Origin of the sequence: Kitasatospora purpeofusca (assembly GCF_036010405.1) — a bacterium.
Lineage (GTDB): Bacteria > Actinomycetota > Actinomycetes > Streptomycetales > Streptomycetaceae > Kitasatospora > Kitasatospora purpeofusca.
Genome location: NZ_CP108561.1, coordinates 5,626,346 through 5,650,075, shown reverse-complemented (window position 1 = coordinate 5,650,075; position 23,730 = coordinate 5,626,346). Strand labels below are relative to the sequence as shown.

Annotated in this window: 20 protein-coding genes and 1 tRNA gene; 11 read left to right on the top strand and 10 right to left on the bottom strand. The window is 73.4% G+C overall.

The window, feature by feature from the left end; translation table 11 throughout:
• Nucleotides 1–89: 89 nt before the first annotated feature.
• Nucleotides 90–162 (bottom strand) — tRNA-Arg (locus OG715_RS24890).
• 250 nt (nucleotides 163–412) lie between these two features.
• Here OG715_RS24890 and OG715_RS24885 point away from each other — a divergent pair.
• Nucleotides 413–1,927: a glycosyltransferase family 39 protein gene (locus tag OG715_RS24885; protein WP_266271131.1), complete on the top strand. Its 1,515-nt coding sequence runs from the start codon at nucleotides 413–415 to the stop codon at nucleotides 1,925–1,927.
• A 135-nt stretch (nucleotides 1,928–2,062) separates the two neighbouring features.
• A complete protein-coding gene (locus OG715_RS24880) occupies nucleotides 2,063–3,001 on the top strand; it encodes a YhjD/YihY/BrkB family envelope integrity protein (RefSeq protein WP_266271130.1) in 939 nt (312 codons plus the stop codon).
• Nucleotides 3,002–3,073: 72 nt separating this feature from the next.
• Here the strand turns inward: OG715_RS24880 and OG715_RS24875 are convergent, their stop codons facing one another.
• The gene (locus OG715_RS24875) at nucleotides 3,074–5,410 is read right to left on the bottom strand and encodes a hypothetical protein (RefSeq protein WP_266271129.1); all 2,337 of its coding nucleotides are present in this window, start codon (nucleotides 5,408–5,410) and stop codon (nucleotides 3,074–3,076) included.
• Between the two features lie 298 nt (nucleotides 5,411–5,708).
• Here OG715_RS24875 and OG715_RS24870 point away from each other — a divergent pair, with 298 nt between their 5' ends.
• The 3 genes from OG715_RS24870 to OG715_RS24860 all read left to right on the top strand — a co-directional run bounded on the left by OG715_RS24870 (nucleotide 5,709) and on the right by OG715_RS24860 (nucleotide 8,175).
• On the top strand, nucleotides 5,709–6,464 hold the full coding sequence (locus OG715_RS24870) for a GOLPH3/VPS74 family protein (protein WP_266271128.1): 756 nt from the start codon (nucleotides 5,709–5,711) through the stop codon (nucleotides 6,462–6,464).
• 641 nt (nucleotides 6,465–7,105) lie between these two features.
• Nucleotides 7,106–7,969 carry a helix-turn-helix domain-containing protein gene (locus OG715_RS24865; RefSeq protein WP_266271126.1) on the top strand — a complete coding sequence of 288 codons (864 nt, stop codon included), beginning with the start codon at nucleotides 7,106–7,108 and terminating at the stop codon, nucleotides 7,967–7,969.
• A complete protein-coding gene (locus OG715_RS24860; protein ID WP_030393502.1) occupies nucleotides 7,966–8,175 on the top strand; it encodes a DUF397 domain-containing protein in 210 nt (69 codons plus the stop codon). The genes OG715_RS24865 and OG715_RS24860 overlap by 4 nt, the downstream gene beginning before the upstream one ends.
• A 139-nt stretch (nucleotides 8,176–8,314) precedes the next feature.
• Here the strand turns inward: OG715_RS24860 and OG715_RS24855 are convergent, their stop codons facing one another.
• Entirely contained in the window at nucleotides 8,315–9,430 is a 1,116-nt protein-coding gene (locus OG715_RS24855; protein WP_266271124.1) for an ADP-ribosylglycohydrolase family protein, read from the bottom strand.
• Nucleotides 9,431–9,611: 181 nt separating this feature from the next.
• Complete coding sequence (locus tag OG715_RS24850; protein ID WP_266271123.1) at nucleotides 9,612–12,203, bottom strand: bifunctional FO biosynthesis protein CofGH; 2,592 nt, start codon at nucleotides 12,201–12,203, stop codon at nucleotides 9,612–9,614.
• Nucleotides 12,204–12,391: 188 nt separating this feature from the next.
• Here OG715_RS24850 and OG715_RS24845 point away from each other — a divergent pair, with 188 nt between their 5' ends.
• The 3 genes from OG715_RS24845 to OG715_RS24835 are packed head-to-tail and all read left to right on the top strand — an operon-like array spanning nucleotide 12,392 to nucleotide 15,589.
• Nucleotides 12,392–13,663: a LolA family protein gene (locus OG715_RS24845; RefSeq protein ID WP_266271122.1), complete on the top strand. Its 1,272-nt coding sequence runs from the start codon at nucleotides 12,392–12,394 to the stop codon at nucleotides 13,661–13,663.
• A 56-nt stretch (nucleotides 13,664–13,719) separates the two neighbouring features.
• Nucleotides 13,720–14,703 (top strand): ABC transporter ATP-binding protein, encoded by a 984-nt coding sequence (locus tag OG715_RS24840; protein WP_407661013.1) that lies wholly within the window; start codon nucleotides 13,720–13,722, stop codon nucleotides 14,701–14,703.
• On the top strand, nucleotides 14,690–15,589 hold the full coding sequence (locus tag OG715_RS24835; protein WP_266271120.1) for an ABC transporter permease: 900 nt from the start codon (nucleotides 14,690–14,692) through the stop codon (nucleotides 15,587–15,589). Before OG715_RS24840 ends, OG715_RS24835 begins: the two co-directional genes overlap by 14 nt.
• Here OG715_RS24835 and rarD read toward each other — a convergent pair.
• Complete coding sequence (rarD, locus tag OG715_RS24830; protein ID WP_266271119.1) at nucleotides 15,579–16,616, bottom strand: EamA family transporter RarD; 1,038 nt, start codon at nucleotides 16,614–16,616, stop codon at nucleotides 15,579–15,581. The two genes, OG715_RS24835 and rarD, sit on opposite strands and share 11 nt — an antisense overlap.
• Before the next feature lie 170 nt (nucleotides 16,617–16,786).
• Nucleotides 16,787–17,635 carry an SDR family oxidoreductase gene (locus OG715_RS24825; protein ID WP_266271118.1) on the bottom strand — a complete coding sequence of 283 codons (849 nt, stop codon included), beginning with the start codon at nucleotides 17,633–17,635 and terminating at the stop codon, nucleotides 16,787–16,789.
• A gap of 139 nt (nucleotides 17,636–17,774) precedes the next feature.
• Here OG715_RS24825 and OG715_RS24820 point away from each other — a divergent pair, with 139 nt between their 5' ends.
• On the top strand, nucleotides 17,775–18,176 hold the full coding sequence (locus OG715_RS24820; RefSeq protein ID WP_266271116.1) for a winged helix-turn-helix transcriptional regulator: 402 nt from the start codon (nucleotides 17,775–17,777) through the stop codon (nucleotides 18,174–18,176).
• On the opposite strand, the gene OG715_RS24815 is transcribed toward OG715_RS24820, so the two are convergent.
• Nucleotides 18,130–18,930 carry a TetR/AcrR family transcriptional regulator gene (locus OG715_RS24815; protein ID WP_266271115.1) on the bottom strand — a complete coding sequence of 267 codons (801 nt, stop codon included), beginning with the start codon at nucleotides 18,928–18,930 and terminating at the stop codon, nucleotides 18,130–18,132. The two genes, OG715_RS24820 and OG715_RS24815, sit on opposite strands and share 47 nt — an antisense overlap.
• A gap of 52 nt (nucleotides 18,931–18,982) precedes the next feature.
• On the opposite strand from OG715_RS24815, the gene OG715_RS24810 reads away from it, so the two are divergent.
• Together OG715_RS24810 and OG715_RS24805 are read left to right on the top strand one after the other, a co-directional pair.
• Complete coding sequence (locus OG715_RS24810) at nucleotides 18,983–19,183, top strand: DUF6011 domain-containing protein (RefSeq protein ID WP_266271114.1); 201 nt, start codon at nucleotides 18,983–18,985, stop codon at nucleotides 19,181–19,183.
• Nucleotides 19,184–19,296: 113 nt separating this feature from the next.
• Nucleotides 19,297–19,683: a VOC family protein gene (locus tag OG715_RS24805; RefSeq protein ID WP_266271113.1), complete on the top strand. Its 387-nt coding sequence runs from the start codon at nucleotides 19,297–19,299 to the stop codon at nucleotides 19,681–19,683.
• A 114-nt stretch (nucleotides 19,684–19,797) separates the two neighbouring features.
• Here the strand turns inward: OG715_RS24805 and OG715_RS24800 are convergent, their stop codons facing one another.
• From OG715_RS24800 to OG715_RS24790, 3 genes are all read right to left on the bottom strand, one after another.
• Nucleotides 19,798–20,850 (bottom strand): 2-oxoacid:ferredoxin oxidoreductase subunit beta, encoded by a 1,053-nt coding sequence (locus OG715_RS24800; RefSeq protein WP_266271111.1) that lies wholly within the window; start codon nucleotides 20,848–20,850, stop codon nucleotides 19,798–19,800.
• Entirely contained in the window at nucleotides 20,847–22,679 is a 1,833-nt protein-coding gene (locus OG715_RS24795) for a 2-oxoacid:acceptor oxidoreductase subunit alpha (protein WP_407661012.1), read from the bottom strand. Before OG715_RS24795 ends, OG715_RS24800 begins: the two co-directional genes overlap by 4 nt.
• A gap of 381 nt (nucleotides 22,680–23,060) precedes the next feature.
• Nucleotides 23,061–23,723, bottom strand: coding sequence for a response regulator transcription factor (locus OG715_RS24790; protein ID WP_266271107.1), 663 nt, complete (start codon nucleotides 23,721–23,723; stop codon nucleotides 23,061–23,063).
• Nucleotides 23,724–23,730: the final 7 nt, after the last annotated feature.

Sequence of the window (23,730 nt, the reverse complement as noted above, 5' to 3'; positions counted from 1 at the left end):
ACCGACAACCGCTCACCGGAACGCCGCGGGCCCCCTCGGTCGAAACCGAGGGGGCCCGCGTACTACGTCGTCCGCCGGAACCGGCGCTGTGCCCCAGGCAGGATTCGAACCTGCGACACCGGCTTTAGGAGAGCCGTGCTCTATCCCCTGAGCTACTGAGGCGGGGAAGACCGCTGACAGCCTAGCGGATCGGTGGAGAGGGTTGGGCGGGGACGGCCCCGGGCGGCGGTGCCGACGGTGGGTCAGCGGTCCCGGGGGTGGCCCCACCTGCGGCAGGAGCGCCGGTTAGCCTGGGAGGACGGGACTTGACGGCCCTCGGCCCCGGGGCCGTCCGGCCGGTGGACAGAGGCGGGGGCGGCAGATGGTGGCGGGCGAGCGGTGGTACGAGAGATCCGTCCGCCGGGCGGCACGGGTGGCCGGACCGGCGACGTGGCTGGTTCCGGCGCTGGCGATGCTGATCGTCGGCGGCTACCGGCTGGGGACCCCCACCCTGTGGCGGGACGAGGTGGCGACCTGGACGTCCGCCGTCCGCCCGCTCGGTGAGCTGCTGCGGATGCTGCAGCACGTCGACGCCAGCAACGGCACCTACTACGTCCTGCTGCACGGCTGGATCACGGTGTTCGGCGACTCGGTGACGGCCCTGCGGCTGCCCTCGGTCCTGGCCATGGCGGGCGCGGCCGCGTTCACCGCGCTGACCGCCGCGCGGCTGTTCGGCGGCCGGGTCGCGGGCACCTGCGCCGGACTGCTCTTCGCGACCGTGCCGCTGATCTCCCGGTACGCGCAGGAGGCCCGCTCCTACGCCCTGGTGACCTGCGCCGTCGCGGCCGCGACCTGGTTCCTGCTGCGCGCGCTGGACCGGTCGACGCCCTGGCGGTGGATCGCGTACGGGCTGGCGATGGCGGTGGCCGGCGCCGCGCACCTGGTCTCCCTGAGCGCCCTGGTCGGGCAGGCCGCGCTGGTCGCGCCCCACCTGCGGGCGGCCCGGGGTCCGGAGCTGCGACGGCTGCTCGGCCGCCTGGCCGTGGTGCTCGCCGCCCTGGTCGTGGCGGTGCTGCCGGTCGCGCTCCTCGGCCGCCAGCAGTCCGAGCGGCAGCTGGGCTGGCTCGCCCGGCCGAGCGTGCAACAGCTGTGGCACTTCGGCGAGCCGCTGTTCGGCTCGGCCCGGGTGTTCCATGTCTTCCTGCTTCTGGCGGTGCTGGCCCTGGTGCTGCCCGGGCGGCGCGGTCCGGCGCTGCGGCTGCTGCTGCTCGCGGTGCTGCCGGCGCTGGCGGTCTGGACGCTCTCGCGCGGCACCACCTCGTACTTCCTCGACCGGTACCTCCTGTTCACGGTCCCCGCCTGGGCGGCGCTGGCGGGTTGCGGGATCGGCGCCGTGTACGCGGCGGTGACGGCGGCGGCCAAGCCCGGCCGGACCAGGCCGGACCTGCGGGCGGCCGGGCTGCTGCTCGCGGTCGGTGCGGTGGCGGTGACCGGGATGACGGCGCTGCCCCGGCAGTCGGTGGTGCGCTACCCGGGATCGCACGCGCAGTCCAAGGAGCCCTACCAGGAGGTGGCCCGGCTGATAGCGGCCGGCTACCGGCCCGGGGACGGGCTGGCGGTGCCGATCGGCGACCAGGCCTGGTCGATGGTCGGCCCCGGTGTCTCCTACTACCTGCCGGAGGAGGTGCGGCCTTATCCCCTGTTCGTGGCGAGCGGGGCCGTCCCGGCCGGGGACCTCTTCCCGATACCGTGCCCGAGGCCCGCGGACTGCACCGGCTCCGGGAACCGCACCTGGCTGGTCGTGCTGGGCGACACCGCCGATCCGCTCGCCGAGGTACCCGGTGACGAGGCGGCCGCCCTGCGGAGCCGGTTCGGCCCGCCGCAACAGGTGACGCCGCTGGGCGGGATGACGCTCGCGCTGCTGGACGGGGCCGGCGCCGGCCGCTGACCCCCGCGCGGCGCACCGACCCGCCGGGCACCGACCTGCGGGGCCACCGGCCTGCGGGGCGCGGCGCGGCCCGGATGCGGCACGCCTGGGCCCGGGCGACCATGGAGCACGGCGACCAGGTCGGGAGGACCGTCCGTGAGCGAGCAGCCGAGCGAGCAGCCTCCCGAGCGGCAGGGCCCTCCGCCGGAACGTCCGGCGGCCCGGCGCACGGAGCGGTGGAAGCAGCGGTCGACGGCCCTGGCCGGCACGGCGCGCGAGCTGCCCCATCAGGTCCCGCTGGTGGGCCGCGCCCTGCGCCAGCTGTTCCGGGTGAACCTGCTGGACTGCGCGACCCGGCTGGCCGCCCAGGCCTTCCTGAGCGCCTTGCCCGCGCTGTTCGTGATCTCGGTGTTCACCCCCGCGGCCATCCGGGACGGGCTGGTGCACTCGCTGCGCAAGGAGCTGGGGCTCCAGGGCGCGGCCGCGCAGTCCGTCCAGCAGCTGCTCGGCGCCGGCCACGAGGAGGACACCGGCTTCGGGGTGATCGGCGCGCTGGTGACCCTGCTCTCGGCGACGGCGCTCAGCCGGGCCATGCAGCGGGTCTGCGAACGCTGCTGGGAGCTGCCCAAGTCGGGCACCAGGGTGGCGGCCTGGCGCTGGCTGGTCTGGCTGATGGTCTGGCTGGTCTGCCTGGTGTGCCAGACCCCGGTCCGGGAGGGCTTCGGCCTGGGCGCCTGGCTCGGCGTCCCGCTGACCTTCCTGGGGGGGACGGCGCTCTGGTGGTGGACCCAGCACCTGCTGCTGGGCGGCCGGGTGCGCTGGCTGCCGCTGCTGCCGGGGGCGGTGCTCTGCGGGGTGGCGGTGGTCGGGGTCGGGGTGGCCTCGCGGATCTACCTGCCGAGCGCGATGAGCCGCAGCATCGGCCAGTTCGGCCCCTACGGCGTGGTGTTCACCTCGCTGTCCTGGCTGATCGTGGTGTTCACCGGGGTGACGCTGGCGATCGCGCTGGGCCGGGTGGTGGCCGAGGAGGAGGTCGTCGCCGAGTTCCTGGGCTCGCGCACCGAGCCGGGCCGGTGGGGCGGGCGGCGCGCCTGAGCGCGGGCCCGCCCCACCGACCTCGCCCGGACGCCGTGCCCGGGCCGGGCACGGCGTCCGGGCCGACGGACCTCAGAGGGCCCGGGTCAGCCGGGCCAGGATGGACGGCGGGGCGAGGTCGGACTTCAGCACGACCGGCACCTCGACCTTGTTGGCGCCCTCACCCGACCGCAGCACACCGACCTGGGTCCCGGCCGTCACCCGGTGCCCGACCTTCAGCGGGTCCAGCACCAGGGTGCCGGTGATGCCGGGGAAGCCGGCCACCGAGAGGTCCTGCGCGGCGACGACCGGGACGGACCCGCCGAGGCCGTCGTCGATCCGGCCGACCACGTCGCCCTGCTTGGCCAGGGTCTGACCGGTGAGCCCGTTCTGGGCAGCCTGGATCTGCTTGGCGCTGACGCTCTGCACCACCTTGAGGATGCTGGGCTCGGCGGCGGTCGCCGGCTGCCCCAGGGTGACGCCGAGGATCAGCCGCCGCACACCGGCGACGTCCTTGAACGCGGCCCACATCAGGCAGCCGCCGGCCGGGGTGCTGGAGCCGGTCTTGACGCCGATGATGCCGTTCTTGGGCGAGATCAGCGTGTTGGTGTTGGAGATCTTCTGGTTGTTGAAGGTGGTGTCCGGGGTCGACACGATCTGCCGGAAGATCTCGTCCTGCATCACCTGCTCGGCCAGCTTCAGCTGGTCCTTGGCCGTGCTCCTGGTCTCGGCGTTGAAGCCGGCCGGGTCGGTGTAGGTGGTGCTGGTCATGCCGAACCCGGCGGCGGTGTCGTTCATCTTCTTGACGAACGCCTCCTCCGATCCGGAGTCCCAGCGCGCCAGCAGCCGGGCCACGTTGTTGGCGGAGGGCAGCATCAGCAGCTCCAGCGCCTGGTACTGGCTGAGCTGCTGCCCCTCGGTCAGGGTGACCCGGGACTCGTCGACGTTGCCGGACTCCTGGGCGGCCTGCTTGTCGACGGTGATCTTCGGACCGCCCTCGCCCTTCTTCAGCGGGTGCGCCTGAAGGATGAGGTAGGCGTTCATGACCTTGGTGACACTGGCGATCGAGGCCGGGGTCTCCGGGCCCGAGCTGCCCAGGCTGCCGACGCCGACCACCCCGGCGGCCGACTGGCCCTTGGCGGGCCAGGCCAGGTCGAGCGGGTCGCCGGCGAAGCCGAAGCCGCCGGCGGCGGTCATCCGGACCTTGGTGTCCGGCAGCGGGCGGAGGAGCTGGGCGGTGACCGCCGCGCCGAGGACGACGGCGAGGAAGACCGTCCAGATGGTGATCCGCTTGAGCGCGCGGCGCAGCGGCGAGACCGGTCGGCCGTTGAGCGTGGCCAGTACGTCCATCGCCTCGGAGGTGGACTCCGGGAAGGGCAGCGGCGCGGGTTCGGGGGCGGGCAGCGGCGCGGGTTCGGGCAGCGGCAGCGGTTCGGGCGCGGGCGGCGGGACGGGAGCCGGCACGGGGCGCGGCTCCGGGGTCGGCCCGGGCCCCGGCTCCGGTTCGGGCTCCGGGACCGGCTTCGGGGCGGGCGGCTTCGGGACGGTGTCCGCGGCGGCGGGGAGGCGCAGCATCCGGGTCCGTTCGGCGTCCTCCCGCTTCTCGAACTTCTCGGCCCGCACGGCCGGGGCGGCCGGTTCCGCCGGGTCGGCCGCAGCCGTCGCCGGGGAGACGGGCGCCGGGGCGGAGGCGGACGCGGGGGCGGGGGCGGACGCGGACTCCGGCTGCCCGTCGGTGTCCGCCTCGCTCCCGGCAGGTTCCGCCTCGGCCTCGCCCTCGGACTCGGCCTTGCCCTCGGTGCGACCGGTGGACCCGGTGGGCCCGCCCGCCGCCGTCGGCGCCTTCCGAATGGCGAGACGGGGGTCGGTGCCGGTCGGGCGGTCCGGCGCGTCGGACCCGTCCCCGGCGGCCTCCTCCGCCCGCTCGGCCGAGCCGATCGCGGTGGCCCCGGACGGCCTGCGCGCCTCCTTCGGCAGGCGAAGCGCGGTGGTGGCGTCGTCGGACGGCAGGCGCAGCGCCGTGGTCGCGTCGTCCGACGGCATCCGCAGCGCGGTGGTCGCCTGGTCCACGGGCATCCGCAGCGCGGTCGTCCGGGTGTCCGAATCCCGGACGCGAAGCTGCACCGTGGCGGGCTTGGCGGGCCGGCCCGATCCACTGTCGGCGGGGGCCGGGGCGGCCTCCCGGGCATCGCCCGAGTCGCCGGACGGGGTGTCCGCGGAGGGGTTGTCGCCGGACGGGGCGTCGACGGCGCCCGCGGACTCGGCGGCGGTGCCCGGCTCCGGCTCCACCGCCCCGTCCGCCACCTCGTCCGCCGCCCGGTCCACCGCCGGCGCGGCCGCCTCCTCGGCCGCGCCGGACCCGGCCGGTTCGCCGTCCCGTTCCCGCGCCCGATCGCCGTCCCGCAGCACCCTGTCGGGGGACTCGCCCACGTAACCCAGCCTCCTCAACGCCCGGCGGGGCACCGGCCGACCCGATTTCGGGAAGCCGGTACCCCGCCCCGTGTACCTGTACAGTCTCCGCCACCGGCGACCGATCCGGTCGCCCACACCCCGCCCGACCGGCGGTTATTGGCGCGGCGCGGCCGCACCGCGGCCTGTTCAACGGTCAGACGCCGGGCCCGCCACGGGTGGTTCCCCCGGTCGATCGCAAGGTCACGATTCGGAGGCGTACTCGACAAGCCCGTGTGAGAGGCGTCACGCTGTTTCCCATCCACGCGGGGAGGCTTGGATGGGCAAGAGCCGCAGAACTGTTCCCGAGGAACTCTTGCTGCTCGCTTTGGACCCGGCCACGGGCACCACTGCGCAGCCGCAGACCCTCGACCTCGGACTCGCCGGGGCACAGCTGGTCGAGCTGTCCCTGGCCGGACGGATCGTTCCTGAGGGTGACCGAATCGCCGTGGTGCTTCCACGGCCGACCGGTGACCCGACACTCGACCACGCACTCGAGCTGCTGCGGCGACGCGGCAGCCCGGTCCGCGCCACGCACTGGATCGGCGGGCCCCGGCTGGGGCTGCGGCAGACCTACCTGGCACACCTGGAGCGCTGCGGCATGGTGACCGCCGTGCCCGGTCAGGTGTGCGGGGTGCTGCCGACGATCCGCTACCAGGCGTCGGACGACTGCACCAACGCCGCGATCAAGCAGCGACTGGACACCGCGATCCGCACCGGCGTGCCGCCGGACCCGCGGACGGCCGCGCTCGCCGCCCTGGCGCACTCGGTCGGTCTGGGCAAGCACCTCTACCCGGGCAACGAGGGCCGGTCCTCACGGTCCCGGTTGCGCGATCTGATCCGCTACGACCCGCTGGGCGGGATGGTCGCGCACGCCGTGATGGACGTGCAGAACGGCCTGCCGAGCCAGCAGAACCGTTCCGCCCAGGCAACTGCGGCGCCGTCGAGCTCGGGAGGCCGGGCCGGTCAGCGCTCGGCGGCCGGGCGCGGCAGCGGCGGCGGCCGGGTCGCGGCGTCCCGCGTCGGCGTCCGCTGAGGCTCCCGCCGAGGCCGGACACCCACCGGGGACCGCACCGGGGGCCGCACCGGGGCCCCCGCCAGGACCACGGCCCGGACCCCCGTTCGGACCCCCGTTCGGGCCCCGGTCCGGGCCACATGCTCGGCCCGAGGTCCCGCGGGCACCCGAACCACCCCGTGCGCCGAACGCGCACCAGCGCGAACGGCAGCGCACGCCGAACCGCTCACGCCCCTCGGGGGCGCCGAGCAACCGGCATCACCAGGCAGTGAGAAGGGGCGGTCGCCCGCGACGGAAGTCGCCGGGCGACCGCCCCTCCGCCGTCCCCCCGAGTCGGTCCACCCCCCACCCGGACCCCCGGCCGCATACCGCCCCCGCACGTGCCACCAGCACCTGCGCGGCCCCGAGCCGCATCCGCACCACATCCGTCACGCCGTCACCCCACCACCGGACCGGACCGTGGCGCCTCTACCATCCGGAGGCGCCCGCTGTCTCGCCGAAGCGCTTTTCCGATGATCTGTTCTACTGCGCTCGCGGGATTTCCCGGCGCCGACCTGATCCGGGGTGACATGCTGCACAACGTCAGGGGGTTGATCCAGATTTCCACCGTGTTCCGAGGACTTCCGTTCCAACGATCACCAGAGGTCCGACCGGAGGCCGACGTGTCCGCGAACATCAATCCCACGGTGCGCCGTCGACGCCTCGGCTCGGAGCTGCGCAAGCTCCGGGACGCGGCGGGGATGACCGCGGAGGAGGTCGCCGGCCGGCTGATGGTCTCCCAGTCGAAGATCAGCCGCCTGGAGAACGGCCGCCGCAGCATCAGCCAGCGCGACGTCCGCGACCTGTGCGACGTCTACAGCGTCACCGACGAGGCGATGCGGGCCAGCCTGATGGAGATGGCCCGGGAGTCCCGGCAGCGCGGCTGGTGGCACGACTTCAACGACATGCCCACCCCGTACAGCGTCTACATCGGGCTGGAGGCGGAGGCCTCGTCGATCCGCGCCTACGAGTCCTCCTTCGTGCCCGGGCTGCTGCAGACCGAGCAGTACGCCCAGGCCGTGGTCGAGGGCACCCAGCCGGACACCGACGCCCTCTCCGTCCAGCGCCGGGTGCAGGTCCGGATGAAGCGCCAGGACCGGGTCAACGGCGAGAACCCGCTGGGCAGCCTGTGGACGGTGATAGACGAGGCCGTGCTGCGCCGGGAGGTCGGCAGCAGGGAAGTGATGGCCCACCAGCTGAAGCACATGCTGGAGCTGAGCCAGCGCCCCAACATCACCATCCAGGTCATACCGTTCTCGCACGGTGCCCACCCCGGAATGACCGGGACATTCTCCCTGCTGGAGTTCCCGGAGTCAGCCGATTCGACGGTTGTCTACTTCGAAGGGGTGACGAGCGATCTCTACCTGGAGAAGGAGGCCGACGTGCGCCGCTATACCAGTCTCTACGACCACCTGCGGGCGGCCGCGCTCGGGGTGGCGGAGACCCGCTCACTGATAGCCGACCTTGAAGAGGGATACCACCGATGAGCACCACCATCGAGAACAGGACGAGCTGGCGCAAGAGCAGTCACAGCGGCGGCAACGGCGCGTGCGTGGAGATCAGGGTGCCGGCCGCCGACCGGGTGGCAGTCCGTGACTCCAAGGACCCGGAGGGGCCGCAGCTGAGTTTCTCCCCCGAGGCCTGGAACGCGTTCGCCGCCGCCGCGGGTGCCGGAGCGTTCGGCAGCCTCTGATCGACCTCGTGCCGGTTCCCGGCCCAGGTGCCCGTAGCGGTGTCCGTCGCCCTCCCCCGGGGCGGCGGCCACCGCTACGGGCATCTCGGCGTCCGGAGGCATGCCCCCGACAAGCGCTCCCCGGCCCGACGGCGGAGGATCAGCCGAGCACCGGGTAGCGGGCCGCCCAGGCCGCGCCCTCCGCGCTGTCCCGGCTGTGCAGCTCGGGCCCGTGCATCAGCTCCAGCACGAAGTCGTCGGCCAGCTCCAGCAGCGCCCCGCGCCCCTCCAGACCCGCCACCAGACCGGGCGGCAGCGCGGTGTCGCCGTGCAGCACCCCGAGCAGGTTGCCGCAGACCGCGCCGGTGGAGTCGCTGTCCCCCGAGTGGTTCACCGCCAGCAGCAGCCCGGACCGGACATCGTGCGCGACCAGCGCGCAGTACACCCCGATCGCCAGCGCCTCCTCCGCGACCCAGCCCTCCCCCAGCGCCTCGACCCGCTCGGCGGAGGGCTCCCCCGCCCGCACCGCGTCCAGCGCGGCCCGCAGCGCCGCCGTGGTCTCCTCGTGCGCCGGCCGCTCGGACAGCAGCGCGAGCGCCAGGTGCACGCCCTCCTCCAGGGTGCCGCCCCGGGCCACGGTCTGGACGATCACCGCCAGCGCCCCGGCCGAGAGGTAGCCGGTGGGGTGTCCGTGGGTCAGCACCGAGCACTCCACCGCCAGCTGGAACACCAGGCCCGGCTCCCAGGTGGTCAGCAGCCCGAACGGCGCCGCCCGCATCACCGTGCCGCAGCCCTTGGAGTGCGGGTTCTTCGGCGCCTCCAGGGTGCCCAGGCGCTCGGCGTCCGGCCCGGAGAGGCCGGACAGGCAGGCCTGGCCCGGCGCCCGCTGCGCGTACAGCCACTCCTCCCGGCCGAGCCAGCCGAGGTCGTCCCGGCGCTCGTCCGGGCCCCAGTCCCGCTGGGTGACGGCCCAGCGCAGGTAGGCGCGGTGGACGTCGGTGGGCGGGTGCCAGCTGCCGGTGTCCCGGCGGATGTGCGCGCGTATCAGCCCGTCGAGGGTGAACAGCACCATCTGGGTGTCGTCGGTGACCGCGCCCAGCCGCCCGTAGGCCGGGACGTACCCCGTGACGCCGAGCGGGCCGTGCGCGGCGCGGATCTTCTCCAGGGACTCGAACTCCACGCCCGCGCCGAGTGCGTCACCGATCGCTCCGCCGAGCAGGCATCCCCGCACCCGGCTGCGGAAGTCCTGCTGCTGGGCGCGGGACCACAGTGGCATCACGGCAAGCGCCTTTCGTCCGGGAGCGGGAGGGACGCGCGACGCACGGCCGGTCGCGCGCCCTCGCACTGTATTCGAATGCCCGAACAGCCCGGCAGGGTTCCCGCTCCACCGGATCACCACCGGATGTTCCACCACCCGCCGGACTCCCCGGGTTTCGCCCGGTACCGGCCGGACGGGCTCAGTCGACCAGCGGCAGCAGGTCGGGCAGGTGTCCGTCCGAGGCCAGCGCGGCGGCCAGCCGCTCGGCCGGCACCTCCCCGTAGGTCGTGGTGCGCTGCCGGTGCGGCCGTCCGACCGCCTCGGCGATCGCCTGGAGGTCCCGGACCGACTTGTAGCTGCCGTACGCCGAACCGGCCATCCGCGAGATGGTCTCCTCCATCAGCGTGCCGCCGAGGTCGTTGGCGCCCGAGCGGAGCATCTCCGCCGCGCCCTCGGCGCCCAGCTTCACCCAGCTGGTCTGGATGTTGGGGATGTGCGGGTGCAGCAGCAGCCGGGCCATCGCGATCACCGCGCGGTTGTCCCGAGCGGTCGGTCCGGGCCGGGCGATCCCGGCCAGGTAGACCGGGGCGTTGGTGTGGATGAACGGCAGCGTCACGAACTCGGTGAAGCCGCCGGTGCGCTGCTGGATCTCCGCGAGCAGCCGCAGGTGGCCCACCCAGTGCGCGGGGGTGTCCACGTGCCCGTACATCATCGTGGAGGAGGAGCGGAGGCCGAGCTCGTGCGCGGTGCTGACGACCTCCACCCAGGTCGCGGCCGGCAGCTTGCCCTTGGTGAGCACCCAGCGGACCTCGTCGTCCAGGATCTCGGCGGCCGTGCCCGGGATGCTGTCCAGGCCGGACTCCTTGGCCCGCTGCAGCCAGTCGCGGATCGACAGACCCGTCCGGGTCGCGCCGTTGACCACCTCCATCGGCGAGAAGGCGTGCACATGGATCCCCGGGACCCGCTCCTTCACCGCCCGGGCGATGTCGAAGTAGGCGGTGCCGGGCAGGTCCGGGTGGATGCCGCCCTGCATGCAGACCTCGGTGGCGCCGACCTCCCAGGCCTGCGCGGCCCGGTCGGCGACCTGGTCCAGCGAGAGGCTGTAGGCGTCGGCGTCGGTGCGGCGCTGGGCGAAGGCGCAGAACCGGCAGCCGGTGTAGCAGACGTTGGTGAAGTTGATGTTCCGGGTGACGCAGTAGGTGACCTCGTCGCCGACCGCGTCCCGGCGGACGGCGTCGGCGATCCGGCACAGCGCGTCCAGGGCCGGGCCGTCCGCCTGGAACAGCGCCAGCGCCTGCTCGTCGGTGAGCCGGGTCGGGTCGTCGGCCGCCACCGCGAGGGCGGTCCTGACCTCGTCGTCCAGCCGCTCCGGGGCTCCGGTCCGGCCGGGGGCGGCCGAGGCGGCGGCCTGCTCCCGCAGCACCTCCCAGTCGCCGTAGACGTCCTCGAAGTCGGCCCGCCGGTCGCCGGTCCGGCCCTCGGTGTCGATGGTGCTGTGCAGATCGGTGCGGCCGTAGGACTCCGGCAGGTCCTCCGGCTCCTGCCAGGGGTGTCCGGTGACCACCGCGTCCGGGCGGGCCAGTCCGGTCTCCGGGTCGGCCAGTGCCCGGACGTGCGGCAGCACCCGCGGGTCCAGCCAGGGCTCGCCGTGCCGGACGTACTCGGGGTAGACGGCGAGCCGCTCGCGCAGCTCGAAGCCGGCCGCCGCCGAACGCTCGGCCAGCCTGTCGATCTGCGGCCAGGGGCGCTCCGGGTTGACGTGGTCGGGCGTCAGCGGGGAGACGCCGCCCCAGTCGTCGATACCGGCGTCGATCAGCCGCTCGTACTCGCCGTCCACCAGGTTCGGCGGGGCCTGCAGACAGGCGGAGGGGCCCATGATGTGCCGGGCCACCGCGACGGTGGCGACCAGCTCGTCCAGCTCCGCGTCCGGCATGCCGCGCATCGCGGTGTCCGGCTTGGCGCGGAAGTTCTGCAGGATCAGTTCCTGGATGCCGTGGTAGGCCCGGGAGACCCGGCGCAGCGCGAACAGCGACTCGGCGCGCTCCTCGTACGTCTCGCCGATGCCGATCAGCAGGCCGCTGGTGAACGGCACCGAGCTGCGGCCGGCGTCCTCCAGCACCCGGAGCCGGACCGCCGGCTCCTTGTCGGGCGAGCCGTGGTGCGGGCCGCCGGGCTCGCTCCACAGCCGGGTGGCGGTGGTCTCCAGCATCATCCCCATCGAGGCGGAGACCGGCTTGAGCCGCTGGAAGTCGGTCCAGCTCAGCACCCCGGGGTTGAGGTGCGGGAGCAGCCCGGTCTCCTCCAGGATGCGGATCGACATGGCGCGGACGTAGGCGACGGTGTCGTCGTAGCCGTGCGCGTCCAACCACTCGCGGGCCTCGGGCCAGCGGTCCTCGGGCTTGTCGCCGAGGGTGATGAGCGCTTCCTTGCAACCGAGCGCGGCGCCCCTGCGGGCGACCTCCAGCACCTCGTCCGGGGACATGTACATCCCGTGGCCGGCCCGGCGGAGCTTGCCGGGGACGGTCACGAAGGTGCAGTAGTGGCACTTGTCCCGGCAGAGCCGGGTGAGCGGGATGAACACGCTCCTGGAGTAGGTGATGACGCCGGGGCGCCCGGCCGCTTCGAGGCCGGCGTCGCGGACCCGGGCGGCGGAGGCGCAGAGGTCGCGCAGGTCCTCGCCCCTGGCCCGGAGCAGTACCGCCGCCTCGGTCGCGTCCAGCGCGACACCGTCCCGGGCGCGGCGCAGGGCGCGGCGCATCGCGTTGGCGGTCGGAGTGTTGGATGCGTCCATGCCGCGACCCTACGCCAGTTCACGTACGTTCCTCGTACGTTCGGAGGAGACGACCCTGAGGGGGCATCAGGGTCGGCTGCGACGCGAGGTCGACCCGGATCCAACCCTGCAGGGCGATGACGCGGGCGACGCGGGACCGTCTAATGGATACCCAGGGACAGTCGGTCACTGACGGAGGGGTTGGACGGATGACGGACGACAGGGCGACCGCGGGCAGCGGCCCGGCGGACGAGTGGCAGGACGGGGCTCCCTACCGGTCCCGCCGACGCACGCTGGTGCGCGTCGCGGTGCCGCTGGCGGTCACGGCCGCGATCGCCGCCGGGGTGGGGCTGGTACCGGCGCTGGCGGATTCCTCGCCGCCGGAGCTGCCCGCGCTGACGGCGGAGCAGCTGGTGGCGAAGGTGCTCGGCTCCCAGGCGGAGACGCTGACCGGCACGGTGTCGGTCGCGGCCGACCTCGGTGTGCCGAGCCAGTTGCTGGGTGCGGCGGCCGGCGGCCTCGCCGGCGGCGCCCCGGGCGGGGGTTCCGGGGGCAAGTCGTCGGGCGCCGACCCGACGGCGAAGCTGACCGGCCTGCTCGGTGGCGAGCACCGGCTGCGGGTCGCGGTGGACGGGCCCGACCGGCAGCGGATCGGCCTGCTGGAGCAGCTGGCCGGCTACGAGGTGATCCGCAACGGCGACCAGGTGTGGACCTGGGACAGCAGCAGCAACGAGGCCGTGCACCTGACCGGGGCCCGGCCGGACGCCAGGGCGGACGGCCACCCGGGCAAGGGCCCGCTGACCGGGGTGCCGACCACCCCGCAGGAGGCGGCCCAGCAGTTCCTGGGCGCGAGCGCGGGCACCACCACCGTCGCCGTGGACGGCACCGTGAACGTGGCCGGGCAGAAGGCCTACCGGCTGAGCGTGAAGCCCACCGGGTCCGGTTCGACGATCGGCGAGGTCCGGATCGCGGTGGCCGCCGACAACGGCGTGCCGCTGTCGGTCGTGGTCAAGGGGACGGACGGCAGCACCGTGCTGGACGTCCACTTCACCGATGTGTCGTTCGCGGCACCGTCGGCGAAGACCTTCGAGTTCACCGTGCCCAAGGGCGCCAAGGTGACGGAGCGCAAGGCCGACGCCGCGCCGCGCGCCGAGGTGACCCCGGAGGAGGCCAAGGCCGCCGCCGACGGTGTGAACGTGATCGGCGAGGGCTGGACGGCGGTGCTCTCCGTCAAGCTTCCCGGCAACGACGTGTTCGTCCCGGCCGAGGGCAAGGGCCCGCGCGGCAAGGGCGGGCACGGCCCGGGCGGCGGCGGCAAGCTGCAGAACCCGCTCTCGCTGGTCAAGTCGCTCGGCAAGCCGGTCGCCGGCGGCTCGCTGATCAGCACCAAGGTGCTGAACGTGCTCGTCACCGACGACGGCCGGGTGTTCGCGGGCGCGGTGACCCTGCCGGTGCTGCAGAGTGCGGCCGGGGTGAAGTAGTGGCCCAGGCTTCCGTAACGGGGGACGTTACGGAGCCGGCCGGGGGGCCGGGTGCGGTGACGCGCCCGGCCCCCCGTGCCGCTTCGAGCTCCCACCGGTCCGACGATGTGATCAGCACCCGGGGCCTGACCAAGCGGTTCCGCGGCGGCCAGCTCGCCGTGGACGGGCTGGACCTGAGCGTCCCCCGGGGCTCCGTCTTCGGCTTCCTCGGGCCGAACGGCTCCGGCAAGACCACCACGATCCGGATGCTGATGGGGCTCATCGCCCCGACCTCCGGGGTCGCCGCGGTGCTCGGCGAGCCGATGCCGCAGTCGGTCTCCTCCGTACTGCCCCGGGTCGGCGCGCTGATCGAGGGGCCCGCGCTGTACGGCTTCCTCTCCGGCCGGGACAACCTGGCCCGGTTCGACGCCGCCGACCCGACCGCCGACCCGCGGACCCGGCAGCGGCGGGTCACCGAGGCCCTGGACCGGGTGGGGCTGACCGCCGCGGCCGGCAAGAAGGCCCGCGCCTACTCGCTGGGCATGAAGCAGCGGCTCGGCCTGGCCTCGGCGCTGCTCCAGCCGCGCGAGCTGCTCGTCCTGGACGAGCCCACCAACGGCCTGGACCCGCAGGGCATGCGGGAGATCCGGGCCCTGGTCCGCGAGGTCGCGGCCGAGGGCACCACGGTCTTCCTCTCCTCGCACCTGCTGGACGAGATCGAGCAGGTCTGCACCCATGCCGCCGTGATGTCGCGCGGCCGGCTGCTGGTGCAGGGCACCGTCACCGAGCTGGCCGCCCGGGCCCGGGGCCGGCTGGTGGTGCGGACTCCCGACACCCACCGGGCGGGCGAGGTGCTGCTCGCGCACAAGGTCACCGAGCTCCGGATCACCGAGAACCGGGTGGACGGCGAGCTGGGCGCGCTCGCCGAGGACGCGCTGCCAGGGCTCTGCGCGGCGCTGGTCGCGGCGGAGGTCCGGGTCCACGGCTTCGGCGTGGAGCGGGGCACATTGGAGGACGCCTTCGTGGCGCTGACCGGGGAGGGCTTCGATGTCGCGGGCTGAGGCGGTGCCGGCCGGGGCGGTGCCCCCGGTCGCGGCGGCGGCGCACGGACGGCGCCCGCAGACGGCGGCCGGGTTCCTGGCGCTGTTCCGCAGCGAGCTGGTGCTGACCTTCCGCCGGCTGCGGACCATCGTGCTGCTGGGGATCCTGGCCCTGCTGCCGGTCCTGATCGGTGTGGTGGTCCGGATCGAGACCGACGGGCCGCGCGGCGGCGAGGGTCCGGCGTTCATCGCCCAGGTCACCCAGAACGGTCTGTTCCTGGTGTTCACGGCCCTCGCGGTGGCGCTGCCGGTGTTCCTGCCGATGACGGTCGGGGTGGTCGCCGGGGACTCGGTGGCCGGCGAGGCGGCCACCGGCACCCTGCGCTACCTGCTGGTGGCGCCGGCCGGGCGGACCAGGCTGCTGGCCGCCAAGTTCACCGCCGGGCTGGTGTTCTGCCTGGCGGCGACGGTCACCGTCGCCACGGCGGCGGTGATCACCGGGGCGGCGCTGTTCCCGGTCGGCGACGTCACGCTGATCTCCGGCGAGACCATCGGCCTGGGGTCGGCGCTGCTGCGGGCGGTCCTGGTGGCCGCGGTGGTGGCCGCTTCACTGGCCGGGCTGGTCGCGATCGGGCTGTTCATCTCGACCCTCACCGGCAGCGGCATCGCGGCGATGGCGGCGACGGTCGGCCTGGTGATCACCGTGCAGATCCTGGACAGCTTCCCGCAGCTGCACGCGATCCAGCCGTTCCTCTTCACCCACCACTGGCTCACCTTCGGCGATCTGCTGCGGGCGCCGATGGAGTGGGACGGGGTGCTGAAGAACCTCGGGCTGCAGGCCGCCTATGTGGCGGTGTTCGGCTCGGCGTCCTGGTCGCGGTTCACCGCGCGGGACATCACGGCCTGACCGGCACGGCGTCGGCCGCCGAGGCCGCCGCGGTGGCCCCGGTCGCCGCGTCGGCCGCTGCGGAAGGAGCGGCGGCGGCAGTGGCGGCAGTGGCAGTGGCAGTGGCAGCGGTCCGGGCCCGGTCGGTCCGGAGCCGCCGCAGCGCGTCCCAGGTGAGCACCACGAGCGCGGCCCACACCAGGGTGAAGCCCGCCCAGCGCGCGGGCGGCATCGACTCGTGGAAGACCGCGATGCCGATCAGGAACTGGAACACCGGTGCCAGGTACTGGAGCAGCCCGAGCACGCTCAGCGGCACCCGGACGGCCGCCGTGCCGAAGAGCAGCAGCGGAACGGCGGTGATCACCCCGCTGAGCATCAGCAGTCCGGTGTGGCCCCATCCGTACTCGCCGGGCACGGTGTGGCCGAAGGTGCCGCGGTGGGCGACCTCCAGGTACACCAGGTAGCCGAGGGCGAAGGGGAACATGAAGGCGCTCTCGGCGGCCAGGCTCTCCAGCCCGCTCAGTCCGACCTTCTTCTTCAGCAGCCCGTAGGTGGCGAAGGAGAACGCCAGGGTCAGCGCGATCCACGGCGGCCGCCCGTAGCCGACGGCCAGCACCGCCACCGCGAGCGCGCCGATGCCGACCGCCACCCACTGGGCCCGGCGCAGCCGCTCCTTGAGCACCAGGACGCCGAAGGCGATGGTGACCAGCGGGTTGATGAAGTAGCCGAGGCTGGTCTCCACCACGTGCCCGGTGTTGACGCCCCAAATGTAGACGCCCCAGTTGATCGAGATCACCGTGGCGGCGGCGCCCAGCATCGCGAGCCGGCGGGGCTGGCGGAGCAGCGGGCGGATCCAGCCCCAGTGCCGCTGGGCGACCAGCAGCAGGACCACCGCGACCAGCGACCAGACCATCCGGTTGGCCAGGATGTCGTCGGCGGCGCCGGGCTCCAGCAGCGGCCAGAACAGCGGGAAGAGCCCCCATATGCCGTAGGCGGCGAATCCGCACCAGAGGCCGCGTCCGGCCTCCTGCTGGGTTGTGTCTGGCATGGACCGGCTGCCCTCCGCACGCGCGAGTGTCGAGCCGACGGTAGCGGGCGCGGCCGCGCCTGTCATCTCCGTATGCGGTTTTTGGTCATGACATGCCCCGGCCCCACCCGCGACGGGCCTTCGCCGGTGGGGCCGGAACCGGCGGGGAGCCGGGATCGGGCAGGCAGGGATCAGGCGCCCAGGACGGCCCGGACGGTCGTGGCCAGCGGCACGGTCGGGCGGCCGATCAGCCGGGCCAGGTCGCCGGGAGCGGTGGCCAGCTCGCCGCGCGCGATACCGGCGTCCACGTCCACGAACACATCGGCGTAGCCCTCCGGCATGCCCGCGCCGATCAGCACCTCCCGGTGCTCGGCCGGGGTGACGTTCCGGTGCTCGACCGGGCGGCCCGAGGCCTCGGCCAGCTCGGCGGCCAGCTCGGACAGGCCCCAGGCGACGTCGCCGCTCAGCTCGTAGACCTTGTTCTCGTGGCCCTCGCCGACCAGGACGGCGACGGCGGCGTCGGCGTAGTCGCGGCGGGGGGCGGTGGCCACCCGGCCGTCGTTGGCGCTGCCGACCACCGCGCCGCGCTCGACCGTGCCGGCGGCGTCGCCGAGGTAGTTCTCGGTGTACCAGCCGTTGCGCAGCAGGGCGTGCGGCAGGCCGGAGCCGAGCAGCACCTCCTCGGTCTCCCGGTGCTCGGCGGCCAGGCCGAAGGTGGCGGTGCCCAGGATGCTGGTGTACGCGAGCAGCGCGACCCCGGCGGCCTTCGCCGCGTCGATCACCGCACCGTGCTGGGCCGCCCGGCGGCCGAACTCGTTGCCGGAGATGAGCAGCACCCGGTCGCCGGCGGCGAAGACCCCGGCGAGCGTCTCGGCGCGGTTGTAGTCCGCCTCGTGGACGCGCACGCCCCGCTTCGCCCACTCCTCGGCCTTGGCGGCGGAACGCACCACCACCGCGATCTCGTTCGCCGGAACGGCTGCCAGCAGCCCCTCCACGACCAGGCGGCCGAGCTGTCCGGTGGCTCCGGTGACGACGTACATGTCCCTGCTCCTCTGGGGTGTGGCGATGGCTCCGGAGCCGCACCTCGATGCCGCGCTCCGAAGCCGCGTTGGCTTCGACACTCACCCTAGGGATGGCACTAACTTCTGGATAGTACGCACTTTGAAGTAGGGTACTGACATGGAGGTAATGACAGAGGGTTCGCCCCTGCTCGACCGCGCGCCCGACATCTACGACCGCATGTGTCCGTCCCGGGGCGTGCTGGAGCACGTCACCAGCCGCTGGGGGGTGCTGGTGCTGGTCGCCCTGCGGGAGCGCGGGTACCGCTTCAGCGAGCTGCGCCGCCGGGTGTCGGGCGTCAGCGAGAAGATGCTCGCGCAGACCCTGCAGACCCTGGAGCGGGACGGCTTCGTGCTCCGCGAGGCGCACCCGGTGATCCCGCCCCGGGTCGACTACAGCCTCACCCCGCTGGGCCTGGAGGCCGCCGAGTACGTGTCGGCGCTCGCCCACTGGGTGGAGGCCAGGATGCTCGCCGTCACCGACGCGCGCGAGGAGTACGACGGCCGGGCCAGCCGCCCCTGACCAGCTCCGCCAGTCCGTCCAGCACCCGGGCCAGGCCGAAGGTGTAGGCGTGGTCGGGGTCGTACGCGGCGCCGTGCGCCTCGCCGGCGGCGGCGCCGACCCTGGCCGCGACCGGGTAGCGGTCGGGGTCGAGGACCCTGGTGAGCAGCTCGGCGTTGGCCTCCCACCACTGGGCGTCGGTCATCGCGCTGTCCTGCCGCGCGGCGCGCCGGTCGGCGGCCATCCGGGCGCAGGTCTGGACGAAGCCGAGCACATGGGTGAGCGCGGCGTCCACGTCGAGGTCGGACAGGCCGGAGTCCTCGAAGGCGCGCAGCTCGTACTCGTACTTGGCCATCAGGCCGGGTCCCAGCGGCGGGCGGCCGGTGGCGACGACGGCGGTCCACGGGTGGGCGCGGTGGAGCGCGCGGTTGTCCTCGGCCACGGCGGCGACCCGGGCCCGCCAGCCGTCCCCGGCCGGAGCGGAACGGGGCATGTCCGCGTAGGCGGTGTCCAGCATCAGGTCCACGAGCTCGGCCTTGCCGGGCACATAGGTGTACAGCGCCATCGGTGAGACGCCGAGCGCCTGGGCGACCCGCCGCATGGTCACGGCGTCCATCCCCTCGGCGTCCGCGATCGCGATCGCGGCGGCGGCGATCTCCGCCGGGGACTTCGCCTGCCGGGGCCCGCGCCGGCCGGGCTTCTCCTCCGCCGACACGCCCCAGAGCAGCGCGAGCGTGCGCGCCGGGTCCCCGGCACTGCTGCGGTCACTGGCCATGGACCGATCCTTTCACGCCGACCCCGCGGGTCCCGCCGGTACGGTCGGAACCATGACCACCGCCGCCCCCGACCCGCTGCCGGGCACCGACACCCGCGGGCTCGTCCGCCCCCGGGTCACCTGCCGCCGCTGCCACCGCCCGCTGCACGACCCGGAGTCGCGCATCCTGCGCCTCGGCCCCGAGTGCCGGGACCCGGCCGAACGGGTGACCCGGCACGAGGTCGAGCAGGACGCCCTGCCCGGGCTGGACTGACCGCCCGCTTCGCGAACGCCCACGACTGTGACCGGGATCACTGTAGCCCCATTCTCCGTACTATGTATAGTGTACTGCGTACGGGATAACAGTCGACGAGAGGGCCATCGACCATGCAGATCACTTCCTCCGCCGTTTCACTCACCGTCGAGGACGTCGAGGCGTCCGCTTCGTTCCTGCGGGAGCACTTCGGGTTCGCCGAGCAGATGGCGGCGGACGGGTTCGCTTCGCTCGGGCACGGGAGTGCCGGGGTGAACGTGGTCTTCCTGCGGCGCGGGACCGAGGTCCTGCCCGAGGAGTACCGCGACGAGGTCGCCGCCGGGCTGATCCTCGCCTTCGTGGTCGGCGACGTGGCCGCCGAGGAGGCCCGGCTGCGGGCCGCCGGGGTGGAGATCACCATGCCGCTGCGCGAGGAGCCGTGGGGGGAGCGGCTGTTCCAGGTCACCGACCCGAACGGGGTCGTGGTCCAGCTCGTGGAGTGGGCGGAGCAGCAGCACTGACAGCGCCGACAGGGCTGACACCACCGACAGCACCGTGAACGGCGGCGCCCCCGGCCGGGAATGGCCGGGGGCGCCGCCGTTCGCCTGTTCGTTCGTTCGGTCGGTCGGTCGGGGTCAGTCGACCGCCCAGGTGTCACCGCCCGCGAGCAGCGCGGCCAGGTCGCCCTCGCCCCGGTCTGCGACGGCGGTGTCCAGCTGCTCCGCCATCAGTTCGTCGTACACCGGCCGCCGGACCGCGCGCAGCACCCCGATCGGGGTGTGGTGCAGGGTGTCGGCGTCGGCGATCCGGGAGAGTGCGAACGCCGTCGCCGGGCCGGCCGCGTGGGCGTCGTGGACCAGGACCGCCGACTCGTTGTCGGCGGTGACCTCGCCGACGGCCAGTTCGCCGTCGGCGCCGCGGAAGACTCCCCGGGCCAGGTCCGTCCCGAACCGGATCGGCCGGCCGTGCTCCAGCCGGATCAGCGCCTCGTCCCGGGTGCCGGGCTCCTTGAGCACCTCGAAGGCGCCGTCGTTGAAGATGTTGCAGTTCTGGTAGATCTCGACCAGCGCGGTGCCCTCGTGCTCGGCCGCCGCCCGCAGCACCGACTGGAGGTGCTGGCGGTCGGAGTCGATGGTCCGGGCGACGAAGGTGGCCTCCGCGCCGATGGCCAGCGAGAGCGGGTTGAACGGGGCGTCCAGCGAACCCATCGGGGTGGACTTGGTGATCTTCCCGATCTCGCTCGTCGGCGAGTACTGCCCCTTGGTCAGGCCGTAGATACGGTTGTTGAACAGCAGGATCTTCAGATTCACATTCCGGCGCAGCGCGTGGATCAGATGGTTTCCGCCGATCGACAGCGCGTCGCCGTCGCCGGTCACCACCCAGACGCTGAGGTCCCGCCGGGAAGAGGCCAGCCCGGTGGCGATCGCCGGGGCCCGACCGTGGATCGAGTGCACTCCATAGGTGTTCATGTAGTACGGGAAACGGGACGAGCAGCCGATACCGGAGACGAAGACGGTGTTCTCCCGTCTGATCCCCAGCTCCGGCATGAACGCCTGTACCGCGGCCAGGATCGCGTAGTCACCGCAGCCGGGGCACCAGCGGACCTCCTGGTCGGTCTTGAACTCCTTGGCGCTCTGCGCCGCCTCGGCCTTCGGGACCAGCTTCAACGAGGGGAACTTCTCGCTCATCGGTTGTCCTCCTCGTCCAGGTTTCCGATCGCCGCCCACAGCACGTCCGCCAACTGCGCGGCCTTGAAGGGCAGTCCGCGCACCTGGTTGTAGGACTGCGCGTCCACCAGGTACGTGCCGCGCAGCAGCAGTGCCAGCTGGCCGAGGTTCATCTCGGGGACGATGACCTTGTCGTAACCCCGCAGCACCGTACCGAGGTTGGCCGGGAAGGGGTTGAGGTTGCGCAGGTGCGTCTGGGCGACCTCGCCGCCGTCCGCCCGGACCCGGCGGACCGCCGCGGCGATCGGGCCGTAGGTCGAACCCCAGCCGAGCACCAGGACCCGGGCCTCGCCGGAGGGGTCGTCGACCTCCAGGTCCGGCACCTCGATGCCGTCGACCTTGGCCTGCCGGGTGCGGACCATGAAGTCGTGGTTGGCCGGGTCGTAGGAGATGTTGCCGGTGCCGTCCTGCTTCTCGATGCCGCCGATCCGGTGCTCCAGGCCGGGCGTGCCGGGCACCGCCCACGGGCGGGCGAGGGTCTGCGGATCGCGCAGGTACGGCCAGAAGGCGCCGTCCTCGCGGTTCGGCCCGGTGGCGAAGTCCGGCTCGATGGCGGGCAGTTCGTCCACCTCGGGGATCCGCCAGGGCTCCGATCCGTTGGCCAGGTAGCCGTCCGAGAGCAGGAAGACCGGGGTGCGGTAGGTGACCGCGATCCGGGCCGCCTCCAGCGCCGCGTCGAAGCACTCGGCCGGGGTGGCCGGGGCCACGATCGGCACCGGGGCCTCACCATTGCGCCCGAACATCGCCTGCAGCAGGTCGGCCTGCTCGGTCTTGGTCGGCAGACCGGTGGACGGGCCGCCGCGCTGGATGTCCACCACCAGCAGCGGGAGTTCGAGCGAGACGGCGAGCCCGATCGTCTCGCTCTTCAGGGCCACGCCCGGGCCGGAGGTGGTGGTCACGCCGAGCGCGCCGCCGAAGGCCGCGCCCAGGGCCGCGCCGATGCCGGCGATCTCGTCCTCGGCCTGGAAGGTGCGCACGCCGAAGTTCTTGTGCCGGCTCAGCTCGTGCAGGATGTCGGAGGCCGGGGTGATCGGGTAGGAGCCCAGGTAGAGCGGCAGCCCCGAGCGGCGGGAGGCGGCGATCAGGCCGTAGGACAGCGCCAGGTTGCCGGAGATGTTGCGGTAGCGGCCCGGCGGCAGCTTGGCCGGCGGCACCTCGTAGGAGACCGCGAAGGTCTCGGTGGTCTCGCCGAAGTTCCAGCCCGCCCGGAAGGCGCTGATGTTGGCCTCGGCGATCTGCGGCTTCTTGGCGAACTTGGTGCGCAGGAACGCCTCGGTGCCGTGGGTCGGGCGATGGTACATCCAGGAGAGCATGCCCAGCGCGAACATGTTCTTCGCCCGCTCGGCGTCCTTGCGGGCGAGGCCGCTCTCCTTGAGGGCCTCCAGGGTCAGCGTGGTGAGCGGCACCTTGTGCAGGTGGTAGCCCTCCAGCGAACCGTCCCCCAGCGGGTCCGCGCCGTAGCCGACCTTGGCCAGCGCGCGCTTGGTGAACTCGTCGGTGTTGACGATGATCGACGCGCCGCGCGGGAGGTCGGGCAGGTTGGCCTTGAGGGCCGCCGGGTTCATCGCCACCAGGACGTTGGGCGCGTCCCCCGGGGTCAGGATGTCGTGGTCGGCGAAGTGGAGTTGGAAGGACGAGACACCCGGCAGCGTTCCGGCGGGAGCGCGGATCTCGGCCGGGAAGTTGGGCAGGGTGGAGAGGTCGTTGCCGAAGGACGCCGTCTCCGAGGTGAAGCGGTCACCGGTGAGCTGCATGCCGTCGCCGGAGTCTCCGGCGAATCTGATGATCACCCGGTCCAGCCTGCGGATCGGTTTGGCGCCACGGTGCTGCGGACCGACCGGCGCGGCAGGGCCGGAGCGGCCCCCGCCGGGCCCGGACCCGCCCTCGTCGCCGTCCGAGCCGTCCACTGCTTCTGACTGATCGACCTGACTGGTCACTGCCGCGGACCTCCTCGTGGGCACCAGCCGCGGGCGTGAGCCGTGTGCCCCGTCCGCCTGGTGCACCTCTCGCATCCTATGCGGGTAAGGATTGCCTTGGACGGAACTCCCCGATGCGGCGAAAAATCATCGCCGCACCCATAAACAACGCCGTGGACGACCGGAACCGTACCCGACCGGGGAAGGTTGGTTCGAATACGAATAGAGGCTGCGGGCGAGCCGTCGGCGAGCCGGTCAGGAATTCAGATAAGTGAGCACGGCGAGAACCCGTCGGTGGTCACCGCGGCTCTGTTCCAGACCCAGCTTGAGGAAGATGTTGCTGACGTGCTTCTCGACCGCGCCCTCCGAGACCACCAGCTGCTTGGCCACCGCGGTGTTGGTCCGGCCCTCCGCCATCAGCCCCAGCACCTCGCGCTCCCGCGGGGTCAGCCCGGCCAGCACATCGCCCTTGCGGCTGCGGCTGAGCAGCTGCTGGACGACCTCCGGGTCCAGCGCGGTGCCGCCCTCGGCGACCCGGACCACCGCGTCCACGAACTCGCGCACCTCGGCGACCCGGTCCTTCAGCAGGTAACCGACGCCCCGGGTGGATCCGGCCAGCAGTTCGGAGGCGTAGCGCTCCTCGACGAACTGCGAAAGCACCAGCACGCCGAGCTGCGGATAGCGGCCACGGAGCGTGACACAGGCCCGCAGGCCCTCGTCGGTGTGGGTGGGGGGCATCCGCACGTCCGAAACCACCACGTCGGGCAGCGCGTCGGTGGCGGCCAGGTCGTGAATGGTCTTGATCAGCGCGTCACCGTCCGCGACGCCGGCCACGACCTCCAGGCCCCGGTCGGTGAGCAGCCGGGTCAGACCCTCCCGCAGCAGTACGGAGTCCTCGGCGATGACGACGCGAAGCATGGCGGCC

Coding starts and splice junctions, on each gene's coding strand:
- OG715_RS24870 (WP_266271128.1), top strand. CDS start 5,709: ATGGGCAAGAGCCGCAGAACTGTTCCCGAGGAACTCTTGCTGCTCGCT.
- OG715_RS24860 (WP_030393502.1), top strand. CDS start 7,966: ATGAGCACCACCATCGAGAACAGGACGAGCTGGCGCAAGAGCAGTCAC.
- OG715_RS24855 (WP_266271124.1), bottom strand. CDS start 9,430: ATGCCACTGTGGTCCCGCGCCCAGCAGCAGGACTTCCGCAGCCGGGTG.
- OG715_RS24850 (WP_266271123.1), bottom strand. CDS start 12,203: ATGGACGCATCCAACACTCCGACCGCCAACGCGATGCGCCGCGCCCTG.
- OG715_RS24845 (WP_266271122.1), top strand. CDS start 12,392: ATGACGGACGACAGGGCGACCGCGGGCAGCGGCCCGGCGGACGAGTGG.
- OG715_RS24835 (WP_266271120.1), top strand. CDS start 14,690: ATGTCGCGGGCTGAGGCGGTGCCGGCCGGGGCGGTGCCCCCGGTCGCG.
- rarD (WP_266271119.1), bottom strand. CDS start 16,616: ATGCCAGACACAACCCAGCAGGAGGCCGGACGCGGCCTCTGGTGCGGA.
- OG715_RS24825 (WP_266271118.1), bottom strand. CDS start 17,635: ATGTACGTCGTCACCGGAGCCACCGGACAGCTCGGCCGCCTGGTCGTG.
- OG715_RS24820 (WP_266271116.1), top strand. CDS start 17,775: ATGGAGGTAATGACAGAGGGTTCGCCCCTGCTCGACCGCGCGCCCGAC.
- OG715_RS24815 (WP_266271115.1), bottom strand. CDS start 18,930: ATGGCCAGTGACCGCAGCAGTGCCGGGGACCCGGCGCGCACGCTCGCG.
- OG715_RS24810 (WP_266271114.1), top strand. CDS start 18,983: ATGACCACCGCCGCCCCCGACCCGCTGCCGGGCACCGACACCCGCGGG.
- OG715_RS24805 (WP_266271113.1), top strand. CDS start 19,297: ATGCAGATCACTTCCTCCGCCGTTTCACTCACCGTCGAGGACGTCGAG.
- OG715_RS24800 (WP_266271111.1), bottom strand. CDS start 20,850: ATGAGCGAGAAGTTCCCCTCGTTGAAGCTGGTCCCGAAGGCCGAGGCG.
- OG715_RS24790 (WP_266271107.1), bottom strand. CDS start 23,723: ATGCTTCGCGTCGTCATCGCCGAGGACTCCGTACTGCTGCGGGAGGGT.